General features: G+C 43.2%; 23 protein-coding genes and 1 tRNA gene. 11 read left to right on the top strand and 13 right to left on the bottom strand.

Annotated features, from left to right (window positions below; all coding sequences use genetic code 11):
- The first annotated feature begins 157 nt into the window (after nt 1-157).
- Genes HGT73_RS12540 through HGT73_RS12550 form a run of 3 tightly spaced genes read left to right on the top strand, consistent with a single transcriptional unit; the run spans nt 158 to nt 2933 of the window.
- Nucleotides 158-1492, top strand: coding sequence for a lipopolysaccharide biosynthesis protein (locus tag HGT73_RS12540; RefSeq protein WP_214215523.1), 1335 nt, complete (start codon nt 158-160; stop codon nt 1490-1492).
- Nucleotides 1493-2329 carry a hypothetical protein gene (locus tag HGT73_RS12545; RefSeq protein WP_214215525.1) on the top strand — a complete coding sequence of 279 codons (837 nt, stop codon included), beginning with the start codon at nt 1493-1495 and terminating at the stop codon, nt 2327-2329.
- A 37-nt stretch (nt 2330-2366) separates the two neighbouring features.
- Complete coding sequence (locus HGT73_RS12550) at nt 2367-2933, top strand: YtfJ family protein (protein ID WP_214215527.1); 567 nt, start codon at nt 2367-2369, stop codon at nt 2931-2933.
- 48 nt (nt 2934-2981) lie between these two features.
- Here the strand turns inward: HGT73_RS12550 and spt are convergent, their stop codons facing one another.
- The 4 genes from spt to HGT73_RS12570 are packed head-to-tail and all read right to left on the bottom strand — an operon-like array spanning nt 2982 to nt 7104.
- Nucleotides 2982-4157 (bottom strand): serine palmitoyltransferase, encoded by a 1176-nt coding sequence (gene spt / locus HGT73_RS12555; protein ID WP_214215529.1) that lies wholly within the window; start codon nt 4155-4157, stop codon nt 2982-2984.
- Nucleotides 4157-4405 (bottom strand): acyl carrier protein, encoded by a 249-nt coding sequence (locus tag HGT73_RS12560; protein ID WP_214215531.1) that lies wholly within the window; start codon nt 4403-4405, stop codon nt 4157-4159. The genes spt and HGT73_RS12560 overlap by 1 nt, the downstream gene beginning before the upstream one ends.
- 27 nt (nt 4406-4432) lie before the next feature.
- Nucleotides 4433-5350, bottom strand: coding sequence for an NAD-dependent epimerase/dehydratase family protein (locus HGT73_RS12565; RefSeq protein WP_214215532.1), 918 nt, complete (start codon nt 5348-5350; stop codon nt 4433-4435).
- Nucleotides 5347-7104: a fatty acyl-AMP ligase gene (locus HGT73_RS12570; RefSeq protein WP_214215536.1), complete on the bottom strand. Its 1758-nt coding sequence runs from the start codon at nt 7102-7104 to the stop codon at nt 5347-5349. The genes HGT73_RS12565 and HGT73_RS12570 overlap by 4 nt, the downstream gene beginning before the upstream one ends.
- 615 nt (nt 7105-7719) lie before the next feature.
- Between HGT73_RS12570 and HGT73_RS12575 the strand changes: the two genes are divergently transcribed.
- Nucleotides 7720-8844, top strand: a complete 1125-nt coding sequence (locus HGT73_RS12575) for an N-acetyltransferase (RefSeq protein ID WP_214215537.1) — start codon at nt 7720-7722, stop codon at nt 8842-8844.
- Between the two features lie 84 nt (nt 8845-8928).
- Nucleotides 8929-9288, top strand: a complete 360-nt coding sequence (locus HGT73_RS12580; RefSeq protein ID WP_214215539.1) for a diacylglycerol kinase — start codon at nt 8929-8931, stop codon at nt 9286-9288.
- A gap of 85 nt (nt 9289-9373) precedes the next feature.
- On the opposite strand, the gene HGT73_RS12585 is transcribed toward HGT73_RS12580, so the two are convergent.
- The gene (locus tag HGT73_RS12585) at nt 9374-10105 is read right to left on the bottom strand and encodes a nucleoside/nucleotide kinase family protein (RefSeq protein ID WP_214215541.1); all 732 of its coding nucleotides are present in this window, start codon (nt 10103-10105) and stop codon (nt 9374-9376) included.
- A 30-nt stretch (nt 10106-10135) separates the two neighbouring features.
- The gene (locus HGT73_RS12590) at nt 10136-10849 is read right to left on the bottom strand and encodes a nucleoside/nucleotide kinase family protein (protein WP_214215543.1); all 714 of its coding nucleotides are present in this window, start codon (nt 10847-10849) and stop codon (nt 10136-10138) included.
- Nucleotides 10850-11300: 451 nt separating this feature from the next.
- Here HGT73_RS12590 and HGT73_RS12595 point away from each other — a divergent pair, with 451 nt between their 5' ends.
- The gene (locus HGT73_RS12595) at nt 11301-12017 is read left to right on the top strand and encodes a nucleoside/nucleotide kinase family protein (RefSeq protein WP_214215545.1); all 717 of its coding nucleotides are present in this window, start codon (nt 11301-11303) and stop codon (nt 12015-12017) included.
- Nucleotides 12018-12081: 64 nt separating this feature from the next.
- Entirely contained in the window at nt 12082-12822 is a 741-nt protein-coding gene (locus tag HGT73_RS12600; RefSeq protein ID WP_214215547.1) for an aspartyl/asparaginyl beta-hydroxylase domain-containing protein, read from the top strand.
- A gap of 180 nt (nt 12823-13002) precedes the next feature.
- Here the strand turns inward: HGT73_RS12600 and HGT73_RS12605 are convergent, their stop codons facing one another.
- A complete protein-coding gene (locus HGT73_RS12605; protein WP_214215549.1) occupies nt 13003-13233 on the bottom strand; it encodes an EexN family lipoprotein in 231 nt (76 codons plus the stop codon).
- A 167-nt stretch (nt 13234-13400) separates the two neighbouring features.
- Nucleotides 13401-13694 carry a hypothetical protein gene (locus tag HGT73_RS12610; RefSeq protein WP_241623104.1) on the bottom strand — a complete coding sequence of 98 codons (294 nt, stop codon included), beginning with the start codon at nt 13692-13694 and terminating at the stop codon, nt 13401-13403.
- Nucleotides 13695-13882: 188 nt separating this feature from the next.
- Between HGT73_RS12610 and HGT73_RS12615 the strand changes: the two genes are divergently transcribed.
- Nucleotides 13883-14059, top strand: a complete 177-nt coding sequence (locus tag HGT73_RS12615; RefSeq protein ID WP_214215550.1) for a hypothetical protein — start codon at nt 13883-13885, stop codon at nt 14057-14059.
- A 30-nt stretch (nt 14060-14089) separates the two neighbouring features.
- Here the strand turns inward: HGT73_RS12615 and HGT73_RS12620 are convergent, their stop codons facing one another.
- The 4 genes from HGT73_RS12620 to dnaQ form a co-directional block, all read right to left on the bottom strand.
- Nucleotides 14090-14293: a YbdD/YjiX family protein gene (locus tag HGT73_RS12620; protein WP_214215552.1), complete on the bottom strand. Its 204-nt coding sequence runs from the start codon at nt 14291-14293 to the stop codon at nt 14090-14092.
- Between the two features lie 20 nt (nt 14294-14313).
- Nucleotides 14314-16479 (bottom strand): carbon starvation CstA family protein, encoded by a 2166-nt coding sequence (locus tag HGT73_RS12625; protein ID WP_214215577.1) that lies wholly within the window; start codon nt 16477-16479, stop codon nt 14314-14316.
- 287 nt (nt 16480-16766) lie between these two features.
- Nucleotides 16767-16843 (bottom strand) — tRNA-Asp (locus HGT73_RS12630).
- A 104-nt stretch (nt 16844-16947) separates the two neighbouring features.
- The gene (gene dnaQ / locus HGT73_RS12635) at nt 16948-17679 is read right to left on the bottom strand and encodes a DNA polymerase III subunit epsilon (RefSeq protein WP_214215579.1); all 732 of its coding nucleotides are present in this window, start codon (nt 17677-17679) and stop codon (nt 16948-16950) included.
- 50 nt (nt 17680-17729) lie between these two features.
- On the opposite strand from dnaQ, the gene rnhA reads away from it, so the two are divergent.
- Nucleotides 17730-18197: a ribonuclease HI gene (rnhA, locus tag HGT73_RS12640; protein WP_214215580.1), complete on the top strand. Its 468-nt coding sequence runs from the start codon at nt 17730-17732 to the stop codon at nt 18195-18197.
- Here the strand turns inward: rnhA and HGT73_RS12645 are convergent.
- Nucleotides 18179-18904, bottom strand: a complete 726-nt coding sequence (locus HGT73_RS12645; RefSeq protein WP_214215581.1) for a methyltransferase domain-containing protein — start codon at nt 18902-18904, stop codon at nt 18179-18181. The two genes, rnhA and HGT73_RS12645, sit on opposite strands and share 19 nt — an antisense overlap.
- Before the next feature lie 36 nt (nt 18905-18940).
- Here HGT73_RS12645 and gloB point away from each other — a divergent pair, with 36 nt between their 5' ends.
- On the top strand, nt 18941-19702 hold the full coding sequence (gene gloB / locus HGT73_RS12650; protein ID WP_214215582.1) for a hydroxyacylglutathione hydrolase: 762 nt from the start codon (nt 18941-18943) through the stop codon (nt 19700-19702).
- Nucleotides 19703-19770: 68 nt separating this feature from the next.
- Nucleotides 19771-21147: a murein transglycosylase D gene (gene mltD / locus HGT73_RS12655; protein WP_214215583.1), complete on the top strand. Its 1377-nt coding sequence runs from the start codon at nt 19771-19773 to the stop codon at nt 21145-21147.
- Nucleotides 21148-21178 lie beyond the last annotated feature (31 nt).

The raw sequence follows: 21178 nt of genomic DNA on the forward strand, positions 1-21178 counted from the left end.
TCACGCCACAGTGTGTGATGAAAAGGGTCGCAGTAGTGCTTCATCTCCAATAGGATCCCTTCGCACTTAGTATTGGGAATACTCCATCTTGCATCATTATTGGCCTGAAGCACTCATTCCCCAATCGCTATTTAAACTGTCTTAGAGTTGGTCTTTAATGAAAAATTGGTTTTCAGACGGTGCCTTCCGCACTATCCTCCGAAACAGCGTCTATTTACTGTCCGGTAATGTCGTAAGTGCCCTTCTTGGCCTATTAGCACTTGCCTGTGCAGGGAAAGGGATGACGCCGGCTCTGTTCGGCACCTTAGTTGTTATTCAGTCTTATACCAAAGCCATCAGTGATTTTGTCAAGTTTCAAACATGGCAATTTGTCGTTCAATATGGCGCACCAGCACACACTAGTGGCGACCATCAACGCTTGAAAGATGTTGTATCATTTTCCTTTGGTCTTGATATTGTAAGCAGTGTCATCGCTATTTCTGGCGGGATGCTACTCCTACCGTTTCTCTCTCACTCATTAGGGCTGGATGCAACCTCTTTCAAACTAGCACTTCTTTACTGTACCTTAATTCCAACAATGGCCTCATCGACCCCTACAGGCGTGCTGAGAACCTTAGATAGATTTGATTTAATTGCCATCCAGCAAGCAGTCAAACCCTTACTCATTGCTATCGGAAGCGTAATTTCTTACTTTGCACACCTTGGCTTTGCTGGATTTGTTGTTTCGTGGTACTTAGCCAATCTTTTCGGTGGTTCCCTATTTTGGTGGTTTGCTCGCCAAGAGCTAAAAAGACTTAACTTGCACAATGCGTTGCGCCCTTCCCTGTTTAAGGCTAGCAAGCGGATACCTGGCAGTTGGAATTTCGTCTGGACAACTAATTTTTCTCACTCCATTTGGGCCGCTCAGAACTCTTGCAGTACATTGCTGGTAGGAATATTTATTGGCCCAAGCGCGGCAGGACTATTCAAAATAGCCATGACTTTTTTTGATGCAACCGGAACACCGGCTCAGCTGTTAGAAAAAAGTTTTTATCCGGAAATTATGCGTCTCGACCCAAGAACCAAAAAACCTTGGCTTCTAGCTATACGCTCTTCACTTTTTGCTGGCGGACTCGGCCTTATTATTGCGCTGATCGTTTACGCAGCAGGAGGATCAGTTATTGCTTTTGTCTTCGGGCAAAAATATCTTGAGGCTTACGGTTTAATACAAATCATGCTTGGCGCTATCGTGATTTCTATGATGGGTTTCCCTCAAGAGTCATTACTTTTAATGGCAGGTAAACAACGTGTCTTTTTAACCGTTCAAATCATCGCTGCAGGCTCTTATATCCTCTTATTGATGTTATTATCTCATTTGTATGGCGTGGAAGGAGCTGCTATCGCCTATTTGGTGGGACAATCATCACAAGTGATATTAACGCTCTTTCCAACGCTATTGGCTTATCGTCAGCGAAGCACGCTGACCTACCATAAACCGCTTGAGACAGCATAAATGAATAGCACTGGTTGGAAAAAATATCCTCAAGAGGTCGTCGATCGCCTATTTCAAGCGATTGACGAAGATGATGTTATTAATAATGAAACGACCGCGTTACCGTTAATCAAACTTTGTACTTCGCAACAAAATATTCGTGATTATTACGCATTATGTTTGCAACTATGGGATGAAGGATTTACGCGAGAAGAGCTACTTGGGCTCATTAATCAGCTTCTTGCAGGTCAAGATCTAAGCCTTGCTCAACGTAAGCAATACAAGTTTATTCGAGCACGTTATAAACATCTGCGTTTTGCTCAACGACTTTATAGTAAAAAACACGACGCTGATAAGATTTTTAGAATAACCACTGTATGTTTAGGGCATCTGCAAGACGGGTTTAAAAACGGTAACAAAAAAAATATTCAGCATTATGGGAAAATTTTACGAATACTGTTGAGCCGCCCTATTTGGCGCTGGGTAAAATATTCACTCGAGAATCTACCGCTCGATACTGAGGCTGGATTTCAATCTTATTTATCACGGCAGAAGAAGGCGTTGGCTCGTATGGTGAACCAAACAACAGTGACAGGAACTGAATTCCATGATGTAAGGAAAATAGTGAGTCAGCTGGTCTCTTTTTTTGACACGCAACGTTCGATTGAAAATAATACACCTCATGCCTATGCCGTTTCTCGTTTTTTGGCGAATATTAATGGTTTAATGGGTGATAAACATGATGAGATGGTTGCGGATAAACTCTCTGGTACTCGGCCATATGAAACACCGTTATCGTTGGACAGCCATACCCGAGAGTGTTTAGAGCAGCTGCTCGAGAAAATAGCCCACGAGTAACATCACTCGTCATCAAACACTGTACCATTAGGATAGAATGATGCGTAAATTTATCGTGATATTGCTGTCGCTGCTTCCCTGTTTGGCAATAGCCAATAATTTTACTATTGGTCAGCCACTTAAACCTTTATCGATTCAGGATAAAGGTCAGCTGGTCCTCACTAACGATACAATCACGTATCGCCCTTGGGACAGCCGTAGTTTAATCGGTAAGGTTCGTATCATTCAATATATCGCAGGCCGTAGTTCGGCGAAAAAACAGAATGGTGACATGATTAAAGCCGTCAAAGCCGCCCAGTTGCCTTCGACCTATTTTCAACCAGTCACTATCGTGAATGCCGATGATGAACTTTTAGGAAGCGGCTTGTTTGTGCAAGGTAAAATAGAGAAGAATCAGCGCAAATACCCTTGGGCACAATTTGTCATCGATAACGATGGAAAAGGCAAAGCGCTTTGGCAATTACCCGATGCGTCATCAACAATCATTGTTACTGACAAACAAGGCAAGGTTCGTTGGGAAAAAGATGGTCCGATGACCGATGACGAGGTTTCTCAGGTTATTCAATTACTCAGAGAGTTAGTCAAGACAGACGTTAATCCGTAAGACAGAGATAACATGACCGTAATGCTTAAAAGCACCACGGTCATTCTCTTATTCTGCTTTTAACTCTGCAAAAGCACGAATAATCGTATCGATTTGCTCATCACTGTGCGCAGCATTAACGCTACAACGTAGTAATGTCATACCGAAAGGCGCGGCAGGAGGGAGAACTAAGTTAACATAAATTCCCTTGTCTACTAATGAGCGCCACATTCCCAGACCGACTTCTTTTGATTCGATCATCACAGGAACCACTGGGCTAACACGCTCGCCCAGCTTATAGCCAAGTTCAGCAAGGCCGTTATATAAACGATGAGCATTGTGCCACAATTTTTCGCGTAGTGCTGTCGACTGCCCGACTTGGCGAAGCGCGGCTCTTACTGACGCAATACTGGCTGGTGAGGGTGATGCAGTAAAAATATAAGGGCGGCTGCAGTAGCGTAAGACATCAAGACCTTTACCGCCAACAGCAAAGCCACCGATTGCGGCAAGGCTCTTTGAGAAGGTACCCAAGATAATATCAACATCATCTTCAACCCCTAGTGCCTCGACCAGACCACGCCCTTTCTCCCCCATTACACCAAAGGAATGGGCTTCGTCGACCAGAATATAGCCACCGTAACGACGCTTAATGTCGACAATCTCTTTGAGCGGGGCAACATCGCCCAACATGCTATAGATCCCTTCAACAATGATGATAGCGTCTTTCGCTTTCTCGCCAAGACGTTGCATACGGCGTTCGAGATCCTTGGCATCGTTGTGACGAAAACGAATGATTTGCGCACCACCAAGTGCACAAGCATCATAGATACTCGCATGAGAATCTTCATCGATAATGACAACAGCATCCGGTGTGGCAAGTGCACTGATAATACCTAAGTTTGCCGTATAACCTGTCGAAAACACGATAGCAGTAGGTAAGTTAAAGAATGCAGCAATTTCTTGCTCTAAGGCTAAATGTGAACCGAACGTGCCGTTCGCCATACGTGAACCGGTTGTCCCCGTACCTTGTTGGCGTAAAGCCTCCTGACTTTCTTTGATCGCTTCAGGATCAAAAGTTAGACCGAGATAGTTATTCGATCCCGCGAGGATGATTCGCTTATCACCAATACGCCCTTCAGTAGCAGAGTAAATTTCATCGATACAGGTACCGAAAGGATTGACGCCTGATACTTGGAACTTTTGACGTTCTTCTACGAAACGAGAAAATTTGTCATATAAACCCATTATTGCTCTCCAATTAAGGGCTCAATCGCAGCGACTAACTGCTCAGGGGTTTTCACATTCATCAGAATATTAATTGGAATAGAAATATCTAATTCATCTTCCAACATCATCAGTAAGCGCATGACATTCACTGATTCTAAGCCGAGATCATTAACTAAATCGCTATCAGGCTTAACTGTTTTACCTTTGGCTACTAATTGTCCTAAACAATCAATAACATAATCGAGTAGTTGCTGTTTATTTTCCATTACAATCTTCTTACCTAAAAAAGTAAATCAAAATAGCCCGTCGCGTAGCGCACGTTCTAACGGTATGTTCGGAGTCCAACCAATACTTTGTGTTATCTTATCATTTGTCGCCGACCAATCTATATGGGTTAATTCACCAATTTTACTTTGTGTCAGCATGGGTTCTTTACCGGTCAACCGACTGACCTGCGTAGATAGGGTTGCAATAGTTTTGAGTAACGGTAAGGGAATATTCAATACTTTGACTGGTTTTTGACGAACGCGTTGACCGATTTGTTGTAAATCTTTCCACCGATACCCTGAAGGTTGCCCGTCACAGAGCTCATAGGGGTGACTATTATCAACATCGGCTTCAATCCACTTCAAAACCGCTTCAGCAAAATCATACACATGCAGAAAAGATAACTGAGTAGATGAGGAGCCTGTTTGCGGCAGGAGGCCTCGTAATAGCCAAGCAAAAACGGGGCGTAGTTCTTTATCTCTTGGGCCATAAACAGCAGTCGGTCGGAAAATCCCAATTGATACCGATGAGGCTTTGCTCACTAGCGCCTTTTCGGCGCTTGCTTTTGATTGGGCATACCAAGATAACTGGGGATGGCGGGCAGCTAATGACGAAATAAAAAGATAACGCTTACAGTGAGCACTTTCTTCAGCCGCGTTAAGTAATCGCAAGCTCCCATCAATATTTGCAGAGGTAAATGTATAACTGTTTTTACCTCTCACTTGACCAGCACAATGCACCACAATATCTGCACCACTGACCAAGGTTTGCAAAGAGCGCTCGTCTTCCAATGAGCCGCGCACCCACGTTAAGCCCGCTTTTTTTTCTAAATTAGCAGGCGATCGGGTGAGCGCTCGAACTTGAAAACCGGCAGCTAAGAGTTTCTCAACAATATGTGAACCGATAAACCCCGTCGCACCTGTTAAGGCAACAGTTTGCGTCATTGTTTATTTCCGGCCAACTGCAGCTGTGGCTCAACATTCTGCTTCAAATAGATTTTTTTGGCTTCAGCACGAGCTGGCTTTCCTGATGAGGTGCGTGGAATGCTATGAGGTGGAACAAGCACTACATCAACAGAAACACCAAACTCATTACGAATACGTGATGAGAGTGACTGAACAATCTGTCCACGACGTTCGGTTGATGTGACGCGGCATTGAACTTGCAAAATAATACGTTCAGCATCGTCATGCTCTTGATTCGTCATAAAAGCAATCGCATCACCCGTACGGATTTCAGGTTCCGCTTCTGCCATGTATTCAATATCTTGTGGCCAAATGTTACGGCCACGGATAATAATTAAATCTTTCTTTCTACCGGTGATGTAGAGATTACCGTCTAGCAAGTAACCCAGATCACCCGTATCCAACCACCCTTTTTCTTGAATTTTTTGGTGGGATTCTTTATCACGGAAATAACCACGCATTAAACTCGGGCCGGCAATACAAATATGGCCGATGCGTCTTTCCGGTAGGGGCTCATCTTTTTCGTCACGAATAGTGATTTCATGACCAGGCATTGCCTTACCACAGTTAACGAAAACCGCTTTCGCCGCATTATCGTCTTCGGGTTCAACCGCTTTATTTTGATATTCTAACTGATAACGGTCGACGACGTTATAGCGAGGACCCGTGGCATTATCAAAGAAGCTGACTGCCAACGTATTTTCGGCTAAGCCATAACAAGGCATAAAGGTGTCTTCACCGAAACCAACTTGGGCAAAGTGTTCAGTAAAGCGATCAAGTAGGCCAGATGGAATAGGTTCAGCACCTACCCCAGCGATACGCCAACTTGAGAGATCAAGTTCTGCTAACTCTTTTTCATTACTGCGACGTAAACAAATTTCATAACCAAAAGGTGGCGCTACAGAGACCGTTCCTTTATTTTTAGTAATAAGTTTCAGCCACTGCATAGGTCGCATTGCAAAATCTTGGGTCCGCAGATAATCGACAGAAATCTGTGTCGCAACAGGCGTCAGTACAAAACCGACTAGTCCCATATCATGATAAAACGGCAGCCAAGAGACACAGCGATCACCTTTACGTAACTTAATGCCATCGTGGCTAATCGCACGAAGGTTAGCCATCGCAGAGGCTTGTGTAACAACCACACCACGCGGAAAACGGGTGCTTCCTGACGTATATTGCAGATAGGCGATGTCTTCTTCGATAACGGTTGGCAGTTGACTATCCGTCTGTTGAATTAGCTGCGCGAACGCTTCATGGCTTAAAATTGTTGGCGATTGATAATCACAAACAACCTCTTGTACCATTGGCAACCATTCTTTGCTGCTCAGCACGACAGAGGCTTGGCAGCCATTAAGCAATCCCGTTAATTTTTTAACGTAAGAAGCGCTTTGACCAATACCCATAGGAATTGCCAGCGGCACGGCAACTAATCCAGCATACTGACAAGCAAAAAAAGTTTCGACGAACTCAACACTTGTTTCTGCAATGAGTGCAACGCGATCCCCTTTAGTTAGACCTAAAGAAAGCAACTTATGAGCACCTTCAACAGCTTTAGCCCGCAGGACGCTGTAAGGTACTACTGCCATCAGGTTATTGCGACGGTCATAGAAGTTCATGCCGGTCTCACCTAATGCTGCATAATCCAAAGCTTCAGCTAACGTTGCGAAATCAGCATAGCGTATTGGAAGTTGATGATGGGATTGAGTTGCAAACGTTGTAGACGCTTCCATATAGTGGTACACCTGTTGATACTAATAAATATTGAGGAAGTTTACGCTCATCTAAAAGAGCGCCCGACCAAAGTAGTAATTCAAGCATCTTCCAACTTACGATCATAAATCGTCGCCAGCTCGCGCTCTCATTTCAGCCTACTCATAGTAGCTGTATGACAATTTTTCTTGGCTAAAATTCTGCAACTTTCACTTCGCAAGTGAAAATCGGAAAGCTCACTGACTGCCCAACTCAAGATTATAGATTAATTTGAGTGAAGATTTTATGGCCTTGCTCCGAAAATACCCAGTAATTGTAAAGATCTTAAAATATCATGTCATAGGTAATATGTGCGTTCCACTACTTTTCGTCGCTAAATTATGCACTGCTCAAAAAGCTGTAACGTTTTATACAAAAAACATAATTTTCGTTACATATTAATATGTATGTCAGTCTATTTTACGACAAAGTCATTAAAAATAAATTGACAATTACTACCGTGACTGTTTCGATATACTAACACACTGCCGAGCCTATAGCCTCCTCTTTCTTATTGCTGCAAGCTACTGTATTCGACGATCAGTTACCCGTAGCAATTTGCCGTCAATTTAACAATTACTTGAAGTATGGTATTTATGATCTCAATAGAAAAAGTTTCGACCAAGCAGGATCTCAAAGCCTTCATCAATTTTCCCTCTACGCTCTTTGCGGGTGACGAGAATTGGATCGACCCATTGTTCGTCGAACGTGAAGAACACCTCTCTAAGAAAAATCCAGCCTCAGAGCATATTGTATGGCAAGCATGGCTCGCCAAGCGAGGCTCTCAAGTAGTCGGACGCATCACAGCACAAATTGATTCTCTCCACCGCGAACTTTATGGTCAAAATACGGGTCACTTTGGCATGATTGATGCCATTGATGATGAAGACGTTTTCGCTGAGCTTTTTAAAACTGCTGAGGCATGGCTAATCTCGCAAGGTGCACATCAAATTACCGGGCCTTTTAGTCTCAATATTAACCAAGAAAGTGGATTACTGGTTGAAGGCTTTGACACCCCCCCTTCAGCAATGATGACGCATGGTAAACCTTGGTACGCGAAACATATAGAGAAGCTGGGCTATTGCAAGGCGATTGACCTCATTGCTTACTGGATGAAAAGTACTGATCTGCATTTTGAACCCAGCTTGACCAAACTTATGGATAATGTGCGTAAAAAAGTCACTATCCGTCCCCTGAATCGTAAAATTTTCGATCAAGAAATACAGATTCTGAGAAATCTGTTTAATCTGGGATGGCAGGATAATTGGGGATTTGTACCGTTTACCGAGCATGAGTTTGCGACAATGGGTCAACAGCTTAAGTATTTAGTCCCTGACGATATGATTTATATTGCTGAAATTGACGGTGAACCGGCTGCTTTTATTGTTGGACTGCCTAATATTAATGAAGCAATTGAAGGGCTGGATGGCAAGCTCCTTCCTTTCGGCTGGGCGAAAGTGCTATGGCGTTTAAAAGTCAGTGGTGTAAGAACAGCTCGTGTCCCATTGATGGGCGTTAAAAAAGAATATCAATTCAGTCGTGTAGGTCCGATTATTGCTCTGCTTTTAATTGAGGCATTACGCGAACCTTTCCGTCGTCGTAATATTGATGCATTAGAAATGTCGTGGATCTTAGAGACCAATACCGGTATGCGGACTATTTTAGAACGCATTGGTGCGGAACCTTATAAAAACTACCGATTATTTGAAAAAAAGATTTAACCATCTTATTTACATAATCGTTGTGATAGCAATGGTGGAAGATCAGTTGCTATCATTATTTTCCTTGGTTGATGATGGCCCGACATGTCGATAGAAAAACACACTGGTTTAAAACGCTTACTTTTTAGTATTAACAACTCTTGGGCAGGCGTTACCGATGCTTTTAAAACGGAAGATGCATTCCGTCATATTTTCATTTTCAGTACGTTGTTAATCCTGATCTCTTTCACGTTATCGATCTCAAAAATAGAGCATGTCCTTCTTATTCTATGTAGTTTTTTACTTATCGTAATTGAACTGTTGAACACTGCGATTGAAACTGTTGTAGATCGTATCTCTTTAGAGATTCATCCACTTTCTAAACGTGCGAAAGACATGGCAGGAGCCGCGCAATTAGTCGCTATCGTTGCCACACTATTAACATGGTTAATTGTGATTTTTTAGTCGTAACCGCAGAGGATTTCTAGGCAAAAATGACGAAATAAGGCACTAGCAATAAAACTAATACTCGCTGGTGCCCTTTTTCGCTTTATTTAATAGCCTTCACTGCGGCCAGTGCGCTAGCAAGCACTTCGTCATAAGGTTTTCTTGAATCTAAGTCTAGTATTGTTGCATCGTTATACTTCAACTGACTCATTACACCAATTTTATCACTTAACTCTTGATAACTGTGATCGGGCTTGCGTGCAAATGCTGTATCAACATCAATATCAAGACGGATAATCAGTTCAGGACAATAATTAGCCAGTTTCTGATAGATAATAACTTCCTTACTCGCCATTTCCTTTAGTAACCAGCCTTTTACTCGCTCAACACCAATACCGGGACCATCATAATGAAAACCCGATATTTCAGCTTGAGGATAGCGATCCGCAATGACTAAGACGCCACTTTCTGCTAACGCTTTTGCTTTGTGAAAATTAGAGGCCCGCCAGCAAGAGAGCGCATACATGATAACTGCCGCCCATAATGGCGGAGCCTCACTTCGCATACTTTGTGTTTTTTCGGATTTTTTTGCTAAACGACGCTCTAGCCAAACACCGATAATCGGTAATTTTTTGATTTTGTCGCCATCTTCACCAGAAATTAGGCCTAAATAACGACGTTCAGTCTGCCTTATTTTCTGCATCTCTTTAATTAAATCTGCCGTAATGGTCGATTTGCCTGAGCCATCACAGCCTACAATTGCGACCATTCGAGGTATAACAATAGGCTTACCGGGTGAAATCGCTGATGTCTGCCGGTCAGAGTAAGTATTCATGTTAGGGCTATTTACCGTTTATCTGAGTAATTAAGGAAGATCGAATGTCTTATTAATGGCTGCTAACGCTGCGCTAAATACTTCATCCTCAGGATCAGTACCAGACAGTTCAAGAATATGTGCGCCATTGAAAGTCAACGTCGGGATCACGCGGATCTTCTCTCGAAGTGATGCAATATCGTGATCCGGTTTACGTGCGAAGGCAGTTTGTTCATCAACCGACAATCGAATAAGCAATGCTGGCGGGTAAGAGGCCATCCAATCATAAAGGCGTTGCTCATGTCGCCTTAATATCTGAATCCACCGACTTCCGCCTTGGGCTTTACCAAGGTGTGGACCATCGACGCGAAATCCTGGGACTTCTGCTTGTGGATAGCGATCGGTAACAAGTAACACACCTTTCTGTTCTCGGCGTAATAGACGCTTAAATTTATACGCCCGCCAGCAAGACAACAGAAATATAACGGTACCTTCTAAATTACCCGGAGGGGCATTCGGTTTTTCATGGACCTTATCAGATTTGCTAACAAGATAGGCCGCAATTTTTTCTCCAACCAAGGGGAGTTCGGTAATTTTCTGCTTAATAAACCCTGACGATTGCCCAAGATAGATTTCTTCTACCGATGTCCGTAAAGAGAGGGTTTGTACCAGTCTATGCGTCAGGGTGGATTTTCCTGAACCATCACACCCGGTAATCGCTATCACCCGCAGAGGGCGAGAGGGAGATGAAGTCGAGTTATTCACGTTAACAGCTACACATTTTACTAATCAAATTCGCTTTATAGTAGAGGATTTGCTTTCCGTTGTCTCCATCTCTCCCGTTAAGTATTCAGTGATACCTTAATACTTAGACAAATTGCACGATAGATAGTTAACAATGTTAAGAGACTGAAAAATTGCTATCGTTTCACTTTAAGAATATTTAACCTGTATTAAATGATTCAAATCATTAACAATGGTGAATAAGTGGCTTTAATCATTAAGTAATTTTACCGACCACGTCTTATACTTGCTTTTATGCAGGCAAGAATCAGCATAAAATGCTAACTTACTTAAAAAAAACTACTGCAGAATATCGAGTACTTCACTCAATTATTGCGATACATGTAGCTAGTTGAGTGGAATGTAAAGAGTTTGCCATCTTTATCGCCCTATTCACCATCCATATTTTCTAAAGTGTCAACACGAGGTTTTTATGTACACGAAATCCACTCCAGTTATCGCCGTCATAGGTAGCGATGGTTCTGGTAAATCTACCGTCTGTGAGCATCTCGTGGGCACACTTTCTAAATATGGACCCGCCTCTTACGTTCATCTTGGTAAACAAGCGGGTAACGTTGGGCGCGCTGCTGCAAATCTCCCTTTTATAGGTCGTTCTGTCGGTAAAAAGATTGAAAAAACCCGTGTAAAGGTTGATAAGACCCATCACACTGTTCTGTCTAGTCTCGTTGTTGGTATTTTTGTAATTCGCCGGGTTCTTCGTTTTCGCAATATGCTTAAATTACGTCAACAGGGGCGCATTATTTTGGCTGACCGTTACCCTCACCTTCAGGTTCCAGGCGCTTATGATAGTTTGACTCTGCCCACGACACCGTCGAAAAATCCCTTTATTAACTGGATCGCGAAACGTGAGTTAAAGGCTTTTAAATGGATGACACATCATCATCCCGATTTAGTGATCAAGCTAAATGTCTCTTTGGACGTGGCCTGTGCTCGTAAGCCCGATCATCGCCGTGAAGCGCTAAGTAAGAAAATAGAGATTACCCCAAAGTTGGATTTCGGTGGTAAAAAAATCATCAACGTCGATGCAGACCAACCCCTAGCACAAGTTCTCGCGCAAGTTGATAAATCCGTTGAAAAATTTATGGATGAACAAGGGTTCAAAAAAGTCATTAAAGGTGAAACCCTTTAAGTGAATTCAATCTATAGTTGAGGATAGTAACTAATCACTATCGCTTAATTAAGGATGAGTTTGCATGGCAGAGTATACGGTCAAACAGCGGACTTATGGTCAGCGAATTTTTGTATCTATTGGTAAAAAAATTCTAAGGTGGAGTGGCGAATTTGAAGCCCGTCACTCACTCATTCCATCCACTCCGAAAATCGATAATCAGTACTTTCCTTGGGTCACTGAACTTGAAAATACTTTCCCGCAGATACGTGAAGAACTTCTCGAATTACTAAAATATCCCGAAAAAATTCCTGCCTTCCATCAAATATCTCCCGACCAACAACGTATTTCAAAAGGGAGTAGTTGGAAAACATTTGGAATGTATGTGTTTGGCGAGCGTATTGATGAAAATTGCCGTCTCTGTCCCCATACCGATGCCGCTCTTGCAGCAATCCCCAACATGCGTACCGCCATGTTTTCCATCCTTCAGCCTCATTATCATATTGTGCCTCATCGCGGACCGAGCCGTGCTGTGGTTCGTGTCCATCTTGGATTGATTGTTCCCAAAGACCAACCGGAAAAGCTGTGGATTAGAGTCGATAATCAGCGTTTACATTGGGAGGAAGGGAAGGTCATCATTTTTGATGATTTTTATGAGCATGAGGTTCGTAACGATACTGATGAACTGCGTGCGGTATTATTTATTGATGTTGACCGCCCCATGGATAAGCTGGGAACGTGGGTCAATAAATTGCTCTTTGCTTTAATAAAAGCAAGTCCCTATGTCAAACAACCACTTAAAAACTTAGCAAAATGGAATAGATAAATACATTATTTTTTGAACTGTTCGGGATTGAAATAAACAGGATTTATTGCAATCCCGATACTTGCATCCACCCTTTCAGCTGACTATCTGAAAAGCCATTAACCAGCCTCTAAGGGTAATCGTCGAGCATTACCGGTTTACGTTGTTCAAACAAAAAGCAAAACACATCTCAATAAATAATTACTTCAATTCGGCCTTACCGATTTCTTTTTCAAAGTCTATTTTGTTCTGTGCATTATAAGCATTCTGGCAATTCTTATCGTGTTCACCTGACTGTTGTTCACACCGCGCTAGGGTGCTATTACGTAGGCTATCATCTTTCATAAAATCGGCGGGGGTATAGATTTTATTACATCCACTTAGCGCAAGAAAAAGAATAATTATAAAGCCGTTTTTCCGACAGTTAGTCATGCTTACTCCCCATTTACCCTTATCGAAAGTAGAGTCCATTTACAGTATGGTACTAATGTTGGCGAACTAAATTCACGTCGATGAATAGATTTTCCTCGCCGTTAGCTTTTGAACGACTCTGCTATGGCATATTTTACTCTTAGCGAATCCCCTTTACATCAGTGACCTTAATTCATCGCATAACAACGTGATGTAGCAATGTTCTGGTCTTTAGCACTGCCGGCACCACTAACCATACATATAATATAGTGCTGTCCCTTTTTGAGAGTAACCGTTGGTCCATTAGTGTCATGTTGAGCGGTAATTATGGTCGCTCCTTGATTCAGTAATTGATCGAGGGGAATCGCGACGGGTTTTAAAGTTGTCGGTAACTCAATGGTATTTCCTACTACTTTTGCTCCTGCTTCCGGTGGCCACTGTGCAAAGCTCATGGGACTGGCAAGTAGAATAAAAGTACCCACAATTAACGGCCATATATTCAACTTTATTAATCTCTTATAGTAAGTGATGCAATTGAGTCTAACGCAGCTAACGAGAAAAGCGGAATGATCGGCGGAAATTATTGAGATAAATCTGGCAGACTCACTAATTCTTTCCTAGGCTTAAGGAATCACATTTATTGTTACCGGATATAAAGAGGTCTAAAAGCATGAATATGATTTCAAAAGGATTGATGGTCGTCGTTGCGATGACTGTTCTAGCGGGTTGCCAACAACCTGCGGCAAATAATAGCGCACTAGTTAATGGCCGACCAGTAGCACCAAGTGGCCAAGCTGTTCCAGGTGGGCCAGTAGGTTCTGGCCCTGTTGGACAGCCACAATCATAAAAAAATGGGAGCCCTCACGGCTCCCAACGATTAACAGCAGCGCATCCCTCCCTTACCTTTTCCCGCATAGCGCGCCTGCTGACGTTCACGGAAAAAAGATTTATAGTCCATGATTGGACTTTCTGGATGCTTTTGCTTCATATGTTCTACATAGTGATCATAATCAGGAATACCTATCAACATATTGCCCGCCTGAGTTAGGCGTTTCGTAATGCGCTGTAATGAGCGAAGCATGTCACCCTCTCATTGATCAATTAATGATGTGAGCCTGAAGATAATGCTTTTTTAGCAACTTCAGGATCGAGTTCAACATAAGGCGTTTCATGATCGGTTCGCTGTGGTTGGCGCGTTGCCTGCCACCACACACGAATACCATAAAAAACAATGCCATATACTACAATCAAGAACAGAATACTCAGCCCTGCATTCGTATAGTTATTAACAACAATATGCTGCCAATTCGCACTTTGTTCCGCAGTAATCACACCTGTAGCGTCTGCAATTTTTTGACGGTAAAGGCGGGCCATATAAAAGAACCCTTCCGCTTGTGGATTGTCGCTGAAAAGTTTTAGGACCAATGCCCAAGTAGTACAAATCATTAACCATATCGCTGGAAGAATAGGTACCCAGATATAGCGATTACGCTTCATTTTCGCGAGGATCACAGCCACCAGCACTAACGCAACAGCGGCTAACATCTGGTTTGATATGCCAAATAACGGCCATAAACTTTTTACACCGCCTAATGGATCGACAACCCCTTGGTAGAGTAAATATCCCCACAATCCTACACAACCTGCCGTTCCTAATATTCCTGCTATCAGAGAGTTGGTATTTTTTAAACTGGGGATAAAATTGCCCAATAAGTCTTGCAACATGAAACGCCCAGCTCGAGTTCCCGCATCTAGAGCTGTCAGAATAAATAAGGCTTCAAATAAAATACCAAAGTGATACCAAAATCCCATATCAATAACGGGAATAATGGTATGGAATACCATTGCAATGCCAACTGCCAGTGTTGGAGCCCCCCCCGCACGGTTCAGTACTGAAGGCTCACCGATCGCAGTAGCCGTCTGCTGAATAGTCTCAGGAGAGATCACAAATCCCCAGCTACTGACTTTCGCGGCGGCTTGTGCTGTCGCAACCTGTAATTGCTGCATAATGACGGCTGCGTTGTCCCCGCCTAATTCATGAAGATTGGGCATAGTGATGCCTAAACCCGCCGGTGGTGTATTCATTGCAAAATAAAGTCCGGGTTCGATAATAGCGGCTGAAACTAAGGCCATTAGCGCCACAAAAGACTCCATTAACATCGCACCATATCCGATAAAACGGGCATCAGTTTCATTGGCTAAGAGTTTGGGGGTAGTACCACTGGAAATTAAAGCATGAAAGCCTGAAACTGCACCACAAGCGATAGTGATGAAAAGGAATGGAAAAAGTGCACCTTTCCAAACGGGACCATTTCCGCTAATGAATTGAGTGACTGCCGGCATTTTTAGTTGCGGATGAAGAAGAATAATACCTATCGCTAACCCGACAATAACGCCAATTTTTAAAAAGGTCGCTAAATAATCACGGGGAGCAAGAATAAGCCATACTGGAAGAAGTGCTGACACAAAGGCATAACCGATTAATGCCCACGTTATAGTGGTATCTTTAAAGGTTAGCGCCGGCCCCCAATAAGGGTCGTGAGCAATAATTCCGCCTAGCCATATTGCAAGTAGTAGAAGCAATCCACCAATAATAGAGATTTCTCCAACACGTCCCGGCCGGATATATCGCATATAAATGCCCATGAAAAGCGCGATTGGTAGTGTTGAACAGACGGTGAAAACGCCCCATGGGCTCTCTGCGAGTGCTTTGACAACGATCAGTGCCAAAACCGCCAGAATAATAATCATGATAAGGAAGCAGCCGAAAAGCGCTAAAAAACCGGGTACCGCTCCCATCTCTTGCTTAACCATCTCTCCTAATGAGTTACCATTGCGTCGACTCGATATGAACAACACCATAAAGTCTTGAACGGCTCCCGCAACCACTACCCCAGCCAATAACCAGAGCGTTCCGGGTAAATAGCCCATTTGTGCAGCAAGTACTGGCCCAACTAAAGGCCCTGCCCCTGCAATTGCGGCAAAATGATGACCAAACAATACATAGCGATTGGTGGGTACATAATTAAGCCCATCTCCCTTAACAAAGGCAGGTGTCGCACGAGTGGCATCAAGTCCGAGCACATTTCGTGCAATATAAAGACTGTAGTAACGATAGGCGACAAGATAAACGGATATGGCAGCAATCACCAACCATAATGCACTAATACTCTCCCCTCGACGTAACGCAATGACGCCAAGACAGCCTGCTCCTAATAAAGCAACTAACACCCAAATTAGATGCTTTTTTATAAAATTTTTGTCCATAATTTTCCTGTTTTGATAAAAAGATCCAAAGCCAACGGCAAATCACAGCATCTTGTCCATAAAAGATGTGTGAAAGGTAGAATGGTATTACAGATATGGGAGTAGGGTCACACGAATATTAAGGATAAGGAGGAAAGAGGTTCAGAACTCAGTTGAAGTCACGATAAACGGGCGTTTTAACCTATTTTTCCTATAAAGTCGCGATAAGTAGGGAAAAGTTGAGGTTAATCGCATTAGCCTAAATGCGGAAAAGCCCAAGTTAGCAAGCTAACTTGGGCCTTAAATTTTGGCGGAACGGACGGGGCTCGAACCCGCGACCCCCTGCGTGACAGGCAGGTATTCTAACCAACTGAACTACCGCTCCGCGCTTGTCCCCCGTCGGGAACGATGCGTATACTACCCAGGTTACTGATTATCGTCAATTAATTTTATTAAAACCCAGGTTCGTTCGCTTCTTTTTCGATCAACTCATACTCGCCACAGGCAATGACCCGATTTTTTTTCTATACGATCAAGGTAAGCGTCATGTTCCGCTTGTTCCATATCGTTAGCCGTTATTACTCTCAACTCGCCTGCTGTATGCACTGTTTTATGCTGTGCTAATGTTCCTGTATTAGCTGCCTGTTCAGCTTCAGCACTAAAACTTAGTGCTGTCTGCCCACCTGTCATTGATAAATAGACATCAGCCAGTATTTCGGCATCGAGCAATGCACCGTGTAGCGTTCGCTTAGTATTATCGATATCGAATCGACCGCATAATGCATCTAAACTATTTCGTTTACCCGGAAACTGTTTACGAGCCATGACTAAACTATCAGTGATCGCACAAAAGTCTTGGGTTCGACCAATACCCTGTTTTAGTTTATCAAACTCATAATCCATAAAGCCGATATCAAAGGGCGCGTTATGAATAATGAGCTCAGCACCTTTGATATAGTTTAAAAATTCCGCAGCAATATCGCTAAAACTAGGCTTATCACTTAAAAATTCGTCGGAAATACCGTGCACACCAAAGGCTTCAGGATCGACTAAGCGATCGGGCTTGACGTAAACATGGAAGTTATTTCCGGTTAAGCGACGATTAATCACCTCCACTGCACCAATCTCTATGATGCGGTGCCCTTCATAATGTACGCCGACCATATTCATGCCCGTTGTTTCTGTATCAAGAACAATTTGACGGTTTTTTACTGTGCTCATGGCTCTCATTCCGATAAACTTGCTGTTTTACCCAAGGAAGTCTACCAGATATGCGTAAACAGGTAGAGGTTTTCACCGATGGCTCTTGCTTAGGAAATCCCGGCCCCGGCGGTTATGCGGCTATTTTACGTTATGGACAGCATAGCAAAGAATTTAGTGCAGGCTACCAACTGACTACCAATAATCGTATGGAGTTACTGGCCGCAATTATAGCTCTTGAAGCCTTATCCCAGCCCTGCGATGTCACACTGACTACCGATAGCCAATATGTGCGCCAAGGCATCACGAAATGGATCCATAATTGGAAAAAACGGGGGTGGAAAACCACAGATAAAAAGCCTGTAAAAAATGTCGACCTTTGGCAACGTCTCGATTTGGCATTAAAAGAGCACAGCATTCAATGGATGTGGGTCAAGGGCCATGCTGGTCACTCAGAAAACGAACGTTGCGATGAATTAGCAAAACAAGCGGCTAATCATCCGACATTGGTTGATACGGGCTACTTATCAGCGTCTTGATGATCACCTAAAGAACAAATTTGACGACTCACATTAACGGCGGGTCGTAAATGTCTCCCACGGTTTAACGCCTGTTTTTTTGCTAACGTCAATGGATAGGTTCGTTTACGCGCGACGATAAAAGTGATGCAACCTAGGCATGGAAAATGTCGAGTCAGTACTCCTCGCTGCGTTCGCCAAGGTAATACTTGCGTGGTACGACAACTAACAATCTCATAATTCAGTAAACTTAACCAATCAACCAGTCGATGGCGTGAGTAAAATCGCGCTTTTTTCGACACGCCAGGGAACCCGCGAGCACATCCTAACAAGCTAAAAGGGTTAAACTCAGAAAGCAATACCCATCCATCATCGACTAAAACACGATCGACCTCGCGTAGTACCTGATGAGGATCTTGACTCCAAGCCAAGGTATGAGCAATAAGACAAGCATCAACCGATTTACTGATTAAGGGTAATTTTTCTTTTTCAGCAACAATATCTGCATGACGAGGGTTCTTCCCTACCCTGACTTGATGGCTAATCGCACAACGACTAGTATCGATAGAGTGACTGAGTTCCCCTATCTTAATGAAATGAGAACCATAAATTTTCGTCAACCACGGCTGTATTTCATTACTGATCACCGTCTGAAATTGTTCCCCCCAGCGCAGGGCCTGCCACTGTGAAGGACTAGAAAGATGACGGTTAACTCTTGCAATCTTCATTAAGCAATTCACTGGTTATATAAAAAAGGAATCCTTATGAGCTTAACACTAACTGCCCTGCCTGCATTAGAAGATAATTATATTTGGGCGCTGAGCAATGACCATCAACACGTTATTATCGTTGATCCGGGTGAGGCTGAACCCGTTATGAGAGCGATCAAGCAGCATCAGTGGGAACCTAAAGCGATTATTTTAACTCATCATCATGATGACCACGTTGCTGGCGTCAAAGCGCTCAAACAACAGTACCCAGCGCTACCCGTCTATGGACCGGAAGAGACACTCAAGAAAGGTGCAACAGTTCAAGTCAAAGAGGGAGACAAACTAACGTTATTAAATCATTCATTCCTCGTAATGGCGACGCCTGGACATACATTAGGTCATGTTACCTATTATGCCAATCCCTATCTTTTTTGTGGTGATACACTTTTTTCAGGTGGCTGTGGTCGGCTTTTTGAAGGAACGGCAACTCAGATGTTCGAGGCTTTAACGCGCATTAACCAATTGCCGAAAGAGACTCTAATCTGTTGTGCCCACGAATACACCCTCTCTAATCTTAACTTTGCCCACCAATTATTCCCCCAAATTTCAATCATTAGCGATTATAAAGAAAAAGTGGAAAAATTGAGAGAAAACAGACAAATAACGCTTCCAACCACACTTTATACTGAACGATTGATTAATGTATTTTTAAATACAGAACACCCCGAAATCATCAAGTTTTTTGAAGGAAAACACTCTATTTTCACCGCTGAACAACGCTTTACCGCCTTACGGCATCTAAAAGACCGAGGATAACTTTAGGCTTGTGTTAGCCGCCTTGCTCACGTATGATTGCCTGTCTTTTAATCAATCAATGAACTTATATGAAGACTAAAGCGATATTTCTCGCCTCAGTCTTGCTGTTCAGTAGCCAAGTATCAAGGAGTGATGCGGGCGAGCCTGAACAGCATGCACAGAGTCTGTCTTCAGCGAGTCAGGGAAGTGATGGGAGTCTCAAAGAGCGTATGTTGTCCCCCCATTGGCAGGATGATGGGAACACAACGACACAAAACAACGATCTTTGGAAAACCATTAGCGACAAGTTGAAGATGAAGGTTCCGGATAATTCCCGGATCCGCGAACAAAAACTAAAATATTTGAAGGATAAGAGTTATCTCCACGAGGTAACTGCTCAAGCAGAACCGTATATGTACTGGATTACTGACCAGATACAAAAACGCAAAATGCCGATGGAGCTGGTACTTTTACCTATAGTGGAGAGTGCTTTTGATCCCCATGCAACATCCAATGCTAACGCTGCTGGAATCTGGCAAATCGTAGCAAGCACGGGGCGAAATTACGGATTACAGCAGACACAATGGTACGATGGTCGACGAGATATTGTCGCCTCGACAACGGTGGCACTGGATATGTTACAGCGTTTAAATAAAATGTTTCATGGTGATTGGTTACTGACAGTAGCGGCTTACAATAGCGGCGAAGGTCGAGTCCTCAGCGCGATTAAACAGAATAAGGCACGTGGTAAACCGACCGATTTTTGGAATTTATCGCTACCTAAAGAAACAGCTGTTTATATTCCTAAAATGTTAGCGTTAAGCGAGCTGCTTAAAAATCCGAAACAGTATGGGATAAAGTTACCGAAAGCGAATGACGGCCGAGCATTAGCGAAAGTCGATATTGGAAAGCAGATTAACTTAACCCAAGTTGCCTCAATGACAGGTATTCCTGTCGGGCGGCTGAAAAGTTTTAATGCTGGCTACAAACGCGGTTCTACCGCACCAAGTGGTCCGCAATATGTCATGGTGCCTAAGTCGCACGTCGTCAAGCTTAAGAATTCGCTTGCGACCGATGACCTAGAAGCCGTGCAACCTATAGAAGTAGCAACGGTAAGTTCGGTTTCACGCTATAAAGTTCGATCGGGTGATACACTTTCAACTATAGCACAGAAACACGGAATGAGTGTCCAAGCACTGAAGTCAATGAACAACTTGCGTACCGCGAATGTACGGATTGGGCAGACTTTGGAGCTAAGTGGTCAAGATAAGAACAGCGGGCAACAACTGGCTGATAATGGAAACAGCATCACCTATCAGATTCGTAAGGGTGATTCTCTTTCCAGCATCGCAGAGCGTCACGGCGTGAACATCAAAGATGTTCTTCGTTGGAATGGTAATTTGACGCGAGATGAGCAATCACTGCAACCAGGTATGAAACTGACGTTATTTGTTAATAACTCTTAATCTATTAACTGAAAAAGCTGTTCATATGAAC

This window comes from Rosenbergiella australiborealis (genome assembly GCF_018494035.1).
Lineage (GTDB): Bacteria > Pseudomonadota > Gammaproteobacteria > Enterobacterales > Enterobacteriaceae > Rosenbergiella > Rosenbergiella australiborealis.

Coding starts and splice junctions, on each gene's coding strand:
- HGT73_RS12540 (WP_214215523.1), top strand. CDS start 158: ATGAAAAATTGGTTTTCAGACGGTGCCTTCCGCACTATCCTCCGAAAC.
- HGT73_RS12545 (WP_214215525.1), top strand. CDS start 1,493: ATGAATAGCACTGGTTGGAAAAAATATCCTCAAGAGGTCGTCGATCGC.
- HGT73_RS12550 (WP_214215527.1), top strand. CDS start 2,367: ATGATGCGTAAATTTATCGTGATATTGCTGTCGCTGCTTCCCTGTTTG.
- spt (WP_214215529.1), bottom strand. CDS start 4,157: ATGGGTTTATATGACAAATTTTCTCGTTTCGTAGAAGAACGTCAAAAG.
- HGT73_RS12560 (WP_214215531.1), bottom strand. CDS start 4,405: ATGGAAAATAAACAGCAACTACTCGATTATGTTATTGATTGTTTAGGA.
- HGT73_RS12565 (WP_214215532.1), bottom strand. CDS start 5,350: ATGACGCAAACTGTTGCCTTAACAGGTGCGACGGGGTTTATCGGTTCA.
- HGT73_RS12570 (WP_214215536.1), bottom strand. CDS start 7,104: ATGGAAGCGTCTACAACGTTTGCAACTCAATCCCATCATCAACTTCCA.
- HGT73_RS12575 (WP_214215537.1), top strand. CDS start 7,720: ATGATCTCAATAGAAAAAGTTTCGACCAAGCAGGATCTCAAAGCCTTC.
- HGT73_RS12580 (WP_214215539.1), top strand. CDS start 8,929: ATGTCGATAGAAAAACACACTGGTTTAAAACGCTTACTTTTTAGTATT.
- HGT73_RS12585 (WP_214215541.1), bottom strand. CDS start 10,105: ATGAATACTTACTCTGACCGGCAGACATCAGCGATTTCACCCGGTAAG.
- HGT73_RS12595 (WP_214215545.1), top strand. CDS start 11,301: ATGTACACGAAATCCACTCCAGTTATCGCCGTCATAGGTAGCGATGGT.
- HGT73_RS12600 (WP_214215547.1), top strand. CDS start 12,082: ATGGCAGAGTATACGGTCAAACAGCGGACTTATGGTCAGCGAATTTTT.
- HGT73_RS12605 (WP_214215549.1), bottom strand. CDS start 13,233: ATGACTAACTGTCGGAAAAACGGCTTTATAATTATTCTTTTTCTTGCG.
- HGT73_RS12615 (WP_214215550.1), top strand. CDS start 13,883: ATGAATATGATTTCAAAAGGATTGATGGTCGTCGTTGCGATGACTGTT.
- HGT73_RS12620 (WP_214215552.1), bottom strand. CDS start 14,293: ATGCTTCGCTCATTACAGCGCATTACGAAACGCCTAACTCAGGCGGGC.
- HGT73_RS12625 (WP_214215577.1), bottom strand. CDS start 16,479: ATGGACAAAAATTTTATAAAAAAGCATCTAATTTGGGTGTTAGTTGCT.
- dnaQ (WP_214215579.1), bottom strand. CDS start 17,679: ATGAGCACAGTAAAAAACCGTCAAATTGTTCTTGATACAGAAACAACG.
- rnhA (WP_214215580.1), top strand. CDS start 17,730: ATGCGTAAACAGGTAGAGGTTTTCACCGATGGCTCTTGCTTAGGAAAT.
- HGT73_RS12645 (WP_214215581.1), bottom strand. CDS start 18,904: ATGAAGATTGCAAGAGTTAACCGTCATCTTTCTAGTCCTTCACAGTGG.
- gloB (WP_214215582.1), top strand. CDS start 18,941: ATGAGCTTAACACTAACTGCCCTGCCTGCATTAGAAGATAATTATATT.
- mltD (WP_214215583.1), top strand. CDS start 19,771: ATGAAGACTAAAGCGATATTTCTCGCCTCAGTCTTGCTGTTCAGTAGC.